The sequence below is a fragment of the Rhodoferax sp. U2-2l genome, assembly GCF_020594515.1.
Taxonomy (GTDB): domain Bacteria; phylum Pseudomonadota; class Gammaproteobacteria; order Burkholderiales; family Burkholderiaceae_C; genus Rhodoferax.
Genome location: NZ_JAJCTH010000012.1, coordinates 1 through 11654, shown reverse-complemented (window position 1 = coordinate 11654; position 11654 = coordinate 1). Strand labels below are relative to the sequence as shown.

Below are 11654 nucleotides of genomic sequence, written 5' to 3'. Positions count from 1 at the left end.
AACTCATGACGATGAAGACCATTCAATTGCTGCGTGTGGCTCACTTGCGCGGTCCCAATATCTGGACCTATCGCCCCGTGATCGAGGCCTGGTTGGACATTGGCGACCTGGAAGACTATCCCTCCAACACGTTGCCCGGATTTTATGAGCGTTTGACCGCATGGCTGCCCGGCTTGGCGGTGCATCGTTGCGGGGTGGGTGAGCCGGGGGGGTTTCTGGCGCGCCTGCGCGAGGGCACCTGGGCTGGCCATATTCTGGAACACGTGGTGCTGGAGCTGCAAAACCTGGCCGGCATGCAAACCGGCTTTGGCAAAACGCGGCAAACCTCGGTGCGCGGTATTTACAAGATGGCGTTTCGCACCCGTCAAGAACAAGTTGGCCGCGCCGCCCTGAACGAGGGCCTTGACTTGGTGCACGCCGCCATCCACGACACCGCGTTTGATTTGCCTGCCGCCGTCCTGCGGCTACGTGAGCTGGTGGATGTGCATTGCCTGGGCCCCAGCACCGCGCACATTGTGGAGGCCGCTACCGAGCGCGGCATTCCGCACAGCCGTCTGACGGATGGCAACCTGGTGCAACTGGGGCACGGCGCCCACCAACGCCGCATCTGGACCGCCGAGACGGATCACACGAGCGCCATTGCCGAAGAAATTGCCGGTGACAAAGACCTGACCAAAAATTTGTTGCGGTCGGCCGGTGTGCCGGTGCCCGAGGGCCAGGTCGTGCAAACGGCTGCTGAAGCCTGGGAAGCCGCCGAGGACATTGGTTTGCCGGTGGTGGTGAAGCCGTACAACGGCAACCACGGGCGCGGTGTGTCGCTGGATCTGACCACCCGCGAGGACATCGAGGCGGCGGTTGTGGTGGCCCAGCGCCAAGGTGGCAACCGGGTGATTGTGGAGCGCTACGTGCCGGGTAATGAACATCGCCTGCTGGTCGTGGGCACCCAGGTGGTGGCTGTGGCGCGCGGTGAGACGGCCTGGGTCACGGGTGACGGCGTGGCCGATGTGTTGGGGCTGGTGAACCAGCAGATCAACACCGACCCGCGTCGCGGTGCGACCGAGGAATTTCCCCTCAACGTGGTCAAGCCGCATGAGTCGGCCGAGATCATTCTGGAACTGGAGCGCCAGGGCCTCACTGCGTATTCGGTGCCTGCAGCGGGTGCCCGGGTGCTGATCCAGCGCAACGGTAATGTGGCCTTTGACGTCACCGATCAGGTGCACCCCAGCGTGGCGGCCACCGCGGCGCTGGCCGCGCGCGTGGTCGGGCTGGACATAGCCGGGGTGGACATGGTGCTGGAAGATGCCGCCCGCCCGATGGACCAACAGCGCGGTGCGGTGGTGGAAGTGAATGCCAGCCCCGGGCTGCTGGCGCACCTCAAACCCGCCAGCGGTCAACCACGGCCCATCGGGCAGGCCATCATGGCGCACATGTTTGCCCCGGGTGACACCGGGCGCATCAAGCTGGTCGGCATCACCGGTCAGACCCACACCACGCTGATTGCCCGGTTGGTGAGCTGGATGCTCTATATCCAGTCACAAAAAGTCGGGTTGGCCTGCCGCGACGGCTTCTATCTGGGGGTGCGCCGGGTTGACGCGCGTGACGGCGCCCATTGGGACGCCGGGCAAAACCTGCTGATGAACCGCTCGCTGGAGGTGGCGGTGTTTGAGCACACGCCGCAAGGCATCCTGAGCGATGGCCTGGCATACGACAAATGCACCGTGGGTGTGGTGACCGATGTGGGTGACTTTGCTGCGCTGTCAAATTTTTATATCGACAGCGCCGACAAGCTCTATAACGTGATGCGCACCCAGGTCGATGTGATCCTGCCGCACGGCACGGCGGTGCTGAACGCGGCCGACCCGCAGGTGGCCGAGATGGCCCCCTTGTGCGACGGTCAGGTGATCTTTTACGCCGCTGACCCCACGGTGCAGGCGCTGGCTGCGCATCAGACTGCCGGCGGGCAAGTGGTGTTTCTGCAGGACGGCCATTTGGCGCTGGCGCACGGGCTCACCTCTTCGGCGCGTCTGCCGCTGGACACCTTGCCCGCCTGGCCGGACGACAAGCTGGATGTGGTGCTGGCAGCAGCTGCTGCTGCCTGGGCGCTGGGCATGACGCCCGAGCTGATTGGCGCAGGCCTGCGCACCTTCCAAATTCCTTCACAATAAATCGCTGTGGTGTCATGAAGTTATCCCGTATCAGAGCCCTTCGCGGCCCCAACCTCTGGACCCAGCACACCGCCATCGAGGTGGTGGTGACTTGCACGCCCGCTGAGGCCAGCATGACCGATGTGCCCGGTTTCGAGACCCGCCTGCGCGAACGTTTTCCTGCCCTCAGTGCCTTGCGCCCGGTGGGGCAGGATGGCCCCGTGCCGCTGGCCCATGTGCTGGGCATGGCCACGCTGGACCTGCAAGCCCAGGCCGGCTGCCCGGTGACCTACCGGCGCACCACGCCCACGCTGGACGCCGGTGTGTTTCAGGTGATTGTGGAATACACCCAGGAGGCGGTGGGCCGCCTGGCGCTGGAACTGGCCCAGACCTTGTGCCAAGCCGCGCTGGATGACAGCCCGTTTGATCTGCCGCAGGCGCTGGCGCAGTTGCGTGAGCTGGACGAAGATGTTCGCCTGGGGCCCAGCACGGGTGCGATCGTCGACGCGGCGCTGGCGCGGGGCATTCCGTGCCGACGCATGACTGAAGGCAGCATGGTCGCGCTGGGCTGGGGCAGCCGTCAGCGTCGGATCCAGGCCGCTGAAATCGATGCCACCAGCGCCATTGCCGAGGCCATCGCCCAGGACAAACAGCTCACCAAAAAACTGCTGGCCGCTGCCGGTGTGCCGGTGCCGCAGGGCCGCCAGGTGTACAGCGCCGATGATGCCTGGGCGGCAGCGCAAGACATTGGCCTGCCGGTCGTGGTCAAACCCAAGGACGGCAACCAGGGCAAAGGTGTCACCGTCAATATCTGCACCCGCGAGCAACTCGCAGCCGCCTACCAGACGGCCACCGCCTTCAGCAGCCGGGTGCTGGTCGAGCGCTTTCTGCCGGGTCACGATTACCGCTTGCTGGTGGTGGGCGACAAGCTGGTCGCTGCCGCACGCCGTGAGGCCCCGCACGTGGTGGGCGACGGTGTGCTGACCGTGCGGGAGCTGGTGGACAGTGTCAACAGCGACCCGCGGCGCGGCTCCGGACATGCCACATCGCTGACCAAAATCCGTTTTGATGACATCGCCCTGGCCTGCCTGGCCGATCAGGGGCTGCAGGCCGAGTCGGTCCCGGCGCTGGGCCAGCGCGTCACGCTGCGCCGCAACGCCAATTTGTCCACGGGTGGCACCGCCACCGACGTGACCGACGATGTGCATGCCGACGTGGCCGCCCGCGCGGTCGAGGCCGCCAAAATGGTCGGTCTGGACATTTGTGGTGTGGACATGGTGACCGACAGCATTCACCACAGTCTGGAAGAACGTGGCGGCGGCGTGGTGGAGGTGAACGCCGCACCGGGCCTGCGCATGCACATTGCGCCGTCGTTTGGCAAGGGCCGGGCGGTGGGTGAGGCCATCGTTCAAGAAATGTTTGGCCCCCACGACAATGGCCGCATTCCGCTGGTGGCGGTGACTGGCACCAACGGCAAAACCACCACCGTGCGCCTGATAACCCACCTGTTGACGCAAAGTGGCCTGCGCGTGGGCATGACCAATACCGACGGCGTCTACATTGCCGGGCAGCGCATCGACACCGGTGACTGCAGTGGCCCCAAAAGCGCCCGCAATGTGCTGCAGCACCCTGACGTGGACGCCGCTGTGCTGGAAACGGCGCGTGGCGGCATGTTGCGCGAAGGCCTGGCTTTTGACCGCTGCGATGTGGCCGTGGTCACCAACATCGGCAGTGGCGACCACCTGGGCCTGAACTACATCACCACGCTGGAAGACCTGGTGGTGCTCAAGCGGGTCATCGTGCAGAACATCGCCCCCAACGGCACGGCGGTGTTGAACGCGGCCGACCCCGCCGTGGTGGCCATGGCCAAACACTGCAGCGGCTCCGTTACTTATTTTGCGCTGGACCGGCAGCACCCGGTCATGGCCACCCACCTGGCCCTGGGCCAGCGCGCGGTGTATGTGCAGGGCGGCGATCTGGTGGCTGAGCACGGCACGCAGCTTTGGCGCCTGCCCTTGTCTGGCGTGCCGATCACGCTGGGTGGCAGCATCAGTTTCCAGGTTGAAAACGTGCTGGCAGCCGTGGCGGCTGTCTGGGCGCTGGGTCTGGACTGGGCTGTGGTGCGCAGCGCGCTGGCCAGTTTTGTCAACGACAGTGACAACGCTTTGGGTCGTTTTAACCTGTTTGAGTATCGCGGTGCCACCGTGATTGCCGATTACGGCCACAACCCCGATGCCATGACCGCCCTGGTGCAGGCGGTGCAGGCTTTGCCAGCCAAACATCGTTCGGTGGTGATCAGCGGTGCCGGTGACCGGCGCGACGACGACATCCGCCAGCAAACCCAAATCCTGGGTCAGGCGTTTGATGAGGTGGTGTTGTACCAGGACCAATGCCAACGTGGCCGCGCTGACGGCGAGGTGATTGCGCTGCTGCGTGAAGGTCTCAACGGCGCTGCCCGCACACACTTGGTGCAGGAGATCACAGGCGAGTTTCTGGCGATTGACACCGCCATGGACAAGCTGGGTGAGGGCGATTTGTGCCTGATCCTGGTGGACCAGGTGGAAGAAGCGCTGGCGTACATTCGCGCCAAGATTGCGGCAGGCTAAAGCTTTTCCGGTGTGTTCAGAGACTGCGCCCCTGGCTTCAAACCCAGGGGCGCCGTGTTTTGGTGGCTACCCTCACACAGTGGCTTTCTCCTGCGCCAGCGGTTGTCCCAAATTCTTGAGAATGTCACGCACCATCTGGGCCCGGTCTTTGGCCTCGGGCAGTTCGCGCTCGATGCGTAATTTTTCATTGCCTGCCAGTTTGATGTGTTTGTTTTTCTGGATCATGGCAATGATCTTCATCGGGTCAATCGGCGGGTTTTTCTTGAACGTGATGCTGATCACACCGGGCGCGGCATCCACCTTGGTCACACCATAGGGCTGGCTCAGCACCCGCAGCCGATGCACGTCGATCAGGGTTTGTGCCTGGGCGGGGAGTTTGCCAAAGCGGTCGATGATTTCCTCGAGCAGGCCATCAATCTGGTTTGTGGTTTTGGCGGTGGCCAACTTTTTGTAGAACGACAGGCGCAGGTGCACGTCCCCACAATAGTCGTCCGGCAACAGCGCCGGGGCGTGTAAGTTGATGTCGGTGGCCACATTGAGCGGGTTGAGCAGGTCGGGCTCGATACCGGCCTTGAGGCACCGCACCGCCTCGCTCAGCATCTCGTTATAGAGCTGGAAGCCCACTTCGAGCATGTTGCCGCTCTGGTTTTCACCAAGCACCTCACCGGCACCGCGGATTTCCAGATCGTGCATGGCCAAATAGAAACCGCTACCCAGTTCTTCCATGGCCTGGATCGCGTCCAGGCGTTGCTGGGCCTGTTTGGTCAGGCCTTCCAGATCGGGCACCATCAGATACGCGTAGGCCTGGTGGTGGCTGCGGCCAACCCGGCCACGCAGCTGGTGCAACTGGGCCAGGCCAAACTTGTCGGCGCGGGCCATCACGATGGTGTTGGCGGTGGGCACGTCGATGCCGGTCTCGATGATGGTGGAGCACAACAACACATTGCTGCGTTGCGCCACAAAGTCACGCATCACCGCCTCCAGTTGGCGCTCGGGCATCTGGCCGTGGGCCACGCTGATGCGGGCCTCGGGCAGCAACTCTTCGAGCTTGGCGCGGCGGTTTTCAATGGTCTCGACCTCGTTGTGCAGGAAGTACACCTGGCCACCCCGCTTGAGTTCACGCAGCACCGCCTCACGGATCACGCCATTGCCTTCGGTGCGCACAAAGGTCTTGATCGCCAGGCGGCGCTGGGGTGCCGTGGCGATCACGCTTAAATCACGCAAGCCTTCGAGTGCCATACCCAGCGTGCGCGGGATGGGTGTGGCGGTGAGGGTGAGCACATCCACCTCGGCACGCAGGGCTTTCATCTGTTCCTTGTGGCGCACGCCAAAACGGTGTTCCTCATCGATGATCAGCAAGCCCAGGTCCTTGAACTTGGTCGATTCGCTGAGCAGCTTGTGCGTGCCCACCACGATGTCGATGGTGCCATCGGCCACGCCCTTGAGCGCAGCGGTGATCTCCTTGCCGGAGCGAAAGCGGCTCATCTCGGCCACTTTGACCGGCCATTTGGCAAAACGGTCCACCAGCGTCTGGTAATGCTGCTCGGCCAGCAGCGTGGTGGGCGCCAGAAAGGCCACCTGTTTGCCACCTGTGATGGCAATGAAGGCGGCACGCAGGGCGACTTCGGTTTTGCCAAAACCCACGTCACCACATACCAGCCGGTCCATCGGGCGCGGGCTGATCATGTCCTGGATCACCGCATGGATAGCCGCCTTCTGGTCGGCGGTTTCTTCAAAGCCAAAGTCATTGGCAAAGGTCTCGTAGTCGTTCGGGCTGTAGCGGAAGGCGTGGCCTTCACGTGCGGCGCGGCGGGCGTAGATGTTGAGCAACTCGGCGGCGCTGTCGCGCACCTGCTCAGCGGCGCGGCGTTTGGCCTTGTCCCACTGGCCGCTGCCGAGTTTGTGCAACGGCGCTTCATCCGGGCTCACGCCGGTGTAACGGCTGATCAGCTGCAGCTGGCTGACCGGCACATAAAGGGTTGCCTTGTCGGCATATTCCAGATGAAGAAACTCTTGTATCTCCGCATCGCCATTAGGTAATTTGTTGCCCAAGTCCAGGTTGATCAGCCCCCGGTAACGGCCAATGCCGTGAGCGCTGTGCACCACCGGGTCACCCACCTTGAGTTCACTCAGGTCCTTGATCAGCGCTTCAACATCGCTGACCTGCTCCTGTTTTTTGCGTTTGCGGGTGGTTGGGCTGGCGGCAAACAGCTCGGTCTCGGTGACAAAGTCGACCCCACTTTCCAGCCAGCTGAAGCCGGTGGCCAGGCTGCTGGTGGCGATGCCGATCTTTTCGTCGCTGGCCAGGAACTCCTGCAAAGAGTCAAAGGCTGGTGGGTCAAAACTGCTGGCATGTAAAAAATCGAGCAGGCTGGCGCGCCGGCCCTCACTCTCGGCCAGCACCAGCACGCGCTGTTGGGTGTTCCGAATGTGGCTTTTGAGGCGGGCCAAGGGGTCTTCGGCGCCCCGCACCACGGTCAGCGGTGGCAAGGCCTCGAACTCGGCGTAGGCTGACAAACCGTCGCCCGGCGCCAGTGGGTCGGCAGGGGTATGGGCCTGCGTTGGCCGCAGCGCCAGCTGCGCATGCTGGTTGACCCGCGCGTAAAACTGCTCGGCGCTCAGGAACAACGCATCGGGCGGCAATACCGGGTGTTCCGGGTCACCTTGCACCAGGCGGTAGCGTTCGCGTGTGTCTTGCCAGAAATGGGCAAACGCCGGTTCCAGGTCACCATGCAGAACCACGGTGGCGGCGTCGCCGAGGTAGTCGAAAACGGTGGCTGTGTCTTCAAAAAACAGCGGCAGGTAGTACTCGATGCCTGCGGTGGCCACGCCATTGCCAATGTCCTTGTAGATGCGGCTGCGCGTGGGGTCCCCTTCGAGCAGCTCGCGCCAGCGGTTGCGAAACCGTGCGCGTGCGTCCTCGTCCATTGGGAACTCGCGCCCGGGCAAGAGACGCACCTCGGGCACCGGGTACAGGCTGCGCTGGCTGTCGGGGTCAAAGGTGCGGATGGAATCGATCTCGTCGTCAAACAAATCCACCCGAAACGGCACGGGGGAACCCATCGGGAACAGGTCGATCAGCCCACCGCGCACCGCATATTCACCGGGGCTGACGACCTGCGTCACATGGCTGTACCCGGCCAGTGTCAGCTGCGCCTTGAGTTTGGATTCGTTGAGCTTCTGTTTGACTTTGAAGTGAAAGGTGGTGCCCGCCAGAAAACTCGGCGGCGCCAACCGGTACAGCGCGGTGGTGGCCGGCACCACCACCACATCGGCGCCGGTGTCCTTGTCATGCTGGCTGATGCGCCACAGGGTGGCCAGGCGTTCACTGATCAGGTCCTGGTGCGGTGAGAAGGTGTCAAACGGCAAGGTCTCCCAGTCCGGGAACAACACACAACGCAAGTCGGGCGCAAAAAACGCCATCTCGTCGATCAAGCGCTGGGCGTCGGGTGCATCGGCGGTGACGATGGCTGTCACCTTGCCACTGGCTTTGTCACGCAAGGCCAGTTGGGCCAGCAGCAGCGCGTCGGCCGACCCGGTGGGGCGGGGCAGGGTGTAGCGCTTGCCGGGGTTAAGTTTGGGTAAGTCCATGTCTCAATCAATCGTGTCGTCGTTGTGTCGTCTTGACTTGCGTCTGCTTTTGTCTGCGGCTTCATGCACAGACAAGAACGGCTTGGACATGGCATTGATCCACGTCAGCAACGCAATGGCAAAAACGCCAAAACCCTGCTCGGCTGGCGGCAGGGTGTGTGCGGGCGATTTTAGAATGCGGGCCACACCATGACCGAACTCACCGACATCACCCTCAAACCCACCGCCACACCGCGCTGCTGGGCCCTCATTCCTTGCGCAGGCACCGGTTCACGTGCGGGTGCTGCGGGCCCCAAGCAGTACCAGGTGCTGGTCGGCCAGCCGATGGTGATGCACACGCTGGCCGCTTTTGCCGAGGTGCCACGCATTGACCAGACGCTGGTGGTGGTGTCGCCAGACGATCATTTTTTTCAGGCACCGCAGTACGCCAACACCTCGTTTTTGGTTGCGGCCTGCGGCGGCTCCACCCGGGCTGCAAGTGTTTTCAATGGTCTGAATGTGTTGCTGGCAGAGGGTGCGGTCACACACGACTGGGTGCTGGTGCACGACGCTGCGCGATGCCTGATCACGCCTGAGCAGATCAACCAGTTGCTCGACGCTTGTCTGCTTGATGAGGTGGGCGGCCTGCTGGCGCTGCCGTTGCCTGACACACTCAAAGCTGCACAGGCGGGCAGGGTGGCTGCCACGCTGCCCCGTGTCGACAAGTGGCTGGCGCAAACCCCGCAGATGTTTCGCATCGGGAGTTTGCGCGAGGCACTTGAACTGGCGGGTGATGCCGTCACCGACGAGTCCAGTGCGATCGAGGCGATGGGCCTGGCGCCCAAACTGGTGCCAGGCAGCGCACAGAACTTCAAGGTGACGTACCCCGAGGATTTTGAGCTGGCGCGGGCGGTGCTGGTGGCACGGGAGGGGTGAGGGCTTGCCCGGCGGTCGGCCGCCAACGCGTCGGTGGTGGCTGGATGTTGGCTCAGTACAGCCCCAATTTTTTCTTGTTGATCGCTGTCTGAAAAATATCAAGATACCTTTGTGCGACCGTACTGATATGAAAGCGTTTGTTGGCGTCTATTTCGGCAGTCTTGCCTAAATGCGCATAATTTTCTGGCGCATCAATCACCTTGGTGGCCATACTTGCCCAAAGCGCGATGTCGGCGTAGGGACATAACAAACCGTTATACCCATGCTGGATGACTTCTGGCACGAAGCAGCGATTGCTTCCAATGATGATCTTGCCACGAAAAGCAATTTCAAATAGTCCCCAGTTGGCTGATCCGAATTGTAAGGGGTATAGAAAAATATCCATTGCTTCAATATATTCAGCGAATTGATCGTACGCGGCGTAATCGACGTGCTCGAAGGGTGAGTCTTCACCCAGCGTGATCCCTTCCCTGTTCAGAATATATTGCATGAAAGATTCCGGACGTTGGTCTTTCTCGAAATTATTCTGAAGAAAAGCGACTTCATAGCTGTAGAGGACTTTTGGCGAGCCGCAAAAGACAAATTTGACGTTCTTTCTTGTTTTTAGAATTTCCTTGGCAATGAGAAGGAATTGCTCAAATCCCTTGGCTGATGACAAATCCCTTGCGGCAAATCCTATATAAAATAAACCGTCTTTCTTTTTGAATTTTGTGGCTTTCCGAGTAATTTCAAACCCCTCCATTTGAGGAACGATCCGTTCATGCAAACAGGTAGGGAACATCGTCTTTGCATATGCGCTTGGAACAATCACCAGGTCACTTTTCAGTACCTGATGAAAACTCGTCATTTCAAATATTTTGTCTTTGTAGGTGGCGTAATCAGGCTGAGGGTACTTTGGATCGCATCCATGTAGCGAAAAAGAAGGAAATTCAATGTAAGAGATGATTGGTATATTAAATTCGTCAAAAAGTTGTAGCGGAAAACCACCGGAACCGTGTGCAACAATAATATCTATTCCAGATTTTTCGAGGTACTCATTCAACGATTTTTTAATAAAAAATGATCTTTGAGTGCGTGCTTCAAGATTCTTTACATAAAAGTAAGTTTTTTCATTTTCCGCCACTGCTTGAAAAGACAAAAGATTGGGGATCTTGTCTTTGTTGGCGTTGTAGACGCCTGTTGAGCACATGAATGATGAATGAGCCAGTCCTTGCGCATTCAAATAGAGATGCAATTTTTCGAATTGCCCCAATCCTTCATGAATAAACAAAATTCGCATACCAATTCCTAGATATTATTTCTGTGCGCAAGAAAAGGCGGGGATCACCCCGCCAAAATTTGATCGTTGGAGCTTAATTGATGGGGTTATCACCTTGCGTCAATAACCTGTTCACCAAATCTTGGGCCACTGGATCAAAGGCAAGAGGCTCTGTTTCGGTTGTGCTGACGAGTGGTGGCGTTGGGGTGTTAGCCAATGAACTGTCAGGTTGGGAAAGGACATCATTCGCCAGAATGGCCTGGAATGACGAAGGTTCTGGAGAGGTTAAACCAGGGTCCGTCGTCGTGATTGTTTCTGTATAGGATTCTGTCGTAACTGTTTCGGTTACTTGGGAGAAAGTGACCGTTTCGGTGAAGGCCGAGCCAGTGGTTGTTTCTGTGTACTCCGTGACCGTGAATGTCTCGGTGTATTCGGTAACCGTCACTGTTTCAGTTGGTCCCGCTTCGATTGACGTAGAACTCGTGACTGTTTCAGTTTCGACGTTCACGGTTTGTGTGCCGGTCGTGACCGTGGGGGTGCTGGTCTCCACCGGTACGGTCACGGTGCCTTCGGTGACGGTCACCGTTTGGGTGTCGACATCAACCGTTTGGGTGCCGGTCGTGACCGTGGGGGTGCTGGTCTCCACCGGTACCGTCACGGTGCCTTCGGTGACGGTCACCGTTTGGGTGTCGACGTCAACCGTTTGTGTGCCTTGGGTGACGGTAGGCGTCAGGGTGGTGCCGGTGACTGTGCTGGTGCCTTCGGTGACCGTCATTGTTTGGGTGTCGACGTCAACCGTTTGGGTGCCTTGTGTGACGGTAGGCGTCAGGGTGGTGCCGGTGACCGTGCTGGTGCCTTCGGTGACGGTGGCTGTTTCGGTGGGCACGTTGACGGTTTGTGTGCCTTGGGTGATGGTGGGCGTCAGGGTGGTGCCGGTGACCGTGCTGGTGCCTTCGGTGACCGTCACTGTTTGGGTGTCGACGTCAACCGTTTGGGTGCCTTGTGTGACGGTAGGCGTCAGGGTGGTGCCGGTGACCGTGCTGGTGCCTTCGGTGACCGTCACTGTTTGGGTGTCGACGTCAACCGTTTGGGTGCCTTGGGTGATGGTAGGCGTCAGGGTGGTGCCGGTGACCGTGCTGG

At 60.4% G+C, this 11654-nt stretch carries 6 protein-coding genes; 3 read left to right on the top strand and 3 right to left on the bottom strand.

The annotated features are described in order from the left end of the window. The first annotated feature begins 5 nt into the window (after nucleotides 1-5). Together cphA (LHU53_RS11725) and cphA (LHU53_RS11720) are read left to right on the top strand one after the other, a co-directional pair. Nucleotides 6-2165, top strand: a complete 2160-nt coding sequence (gene cphA, locus LHU53_RS11725) for a cyanophycin synthetase (protein WP_227332842.1) — start codon at nucleotides 6-8, stop codon at nucleotides 2163-2165. A 14-nt stretch (nucleotides 2166-2179) separates the two neighbouring features. Beyond that, a complete protein-coding gene (cphA, locus tag LHU53_RS11720) occupies nucleotides 2180-4750 on the top strand; it encodes a cyanophycin synthetase (protein WP_227332841.1) in 2571 nt (856 codons plus the stop codon). Nucleotides 4751-4822: 72 nt separating this feature from the next. Here cphA (LHU53_RS11720) and mfd read toward each other — a convergent pair whose 3' ends face one another. Next, nucleotides 4823-8341, bottom strand: a complete 3519-nt coding sequence (gene mfd / locus LHU53_RS11715) for a transcription-repair coupling factor (RefSeq protein ID WP_227332840.1) — start codon at nucleotides 8339-8341, stop codon at nucleotides 4823-4825. A gap of 189 nt (nucleotides 8342-8530) precedes the next feature. Between mfd and ispD the strand changes: the two genes are divergently transcribed. Next, entirely contained in the window at nucleotides 8531-9256 is a 726-nt protein-coding gene (gene ispD / locus LHU53_RS11710) for a 2-C-methyl-D-erythritol 4-phosphate cytidylyltransferase (RefSeq protein WP_227332839.1), read from the top strand. Nucleotides 9257-9308: 52 nt separating this feature from the next. On the opposite strand, the gene LHU53_RS11705 is transcribed toward ispD, so the two are convergent. Further along, complete coding sequence (locus LHU53_RS11705; protein WP_227332838.1) at nucleotides 9309-10535, bottom strand: glycosyltransferase; 1227 nt, start codon at nucleotides 10533-10535, stop codon at nucleotides 9309-9311. A gap of 73 nt (nucleotides 10536-10608) precedes the next feature. Next, nucleotides 10609-11577, bottom strand: coding sequence for a hypothetical protein (locus LHU53_RS11700; RefSeq protein WP_227332837.1), 969 nt, complete (start codon nucleotides 11575-11577; stop codon nucleotides 10609-10611). Nucleotides 11578-11654: the final 77 nt, after the last annotated feature.

Excerpts from the sequence above, each read along its gene's own strand:
- cphA (WP_227332842.1), top strand. The coding sequence starts at position 6 with ATGACGATGAAGACCATTCAATTGCTGCGTGTGGCTCACTTGCGCGGT.
- cphA (WP_227332841.1), top strand. The coding sequence starts at position 2,180 with ATGAAGTTATCCCGTATCAGAGCCCTTCGCGGCCCCAACCTCTGGACC.
- mfd (WP_227332840.1), bottom strand. The coding sequence starts at position 8,341 with ATGGACTTACCCAAACTTAACCCCGGCAAGCGCTACACCCTGCCCCGC.
- ispD (WP_227332839.1), top strand. The coding sequence starts at position 8,531 with ATGACCGAACTCACCGACATCACCCTCAAACCCACCGCCACACCGCGC.
- LHU53_RS11705 (WP_227332838.1), bottom strand. The coding sequence starts at position 10,535 with ATGCGAATTTTGTTTATTCATGAAGGATTGGGGCAATTCGAAAAATTG.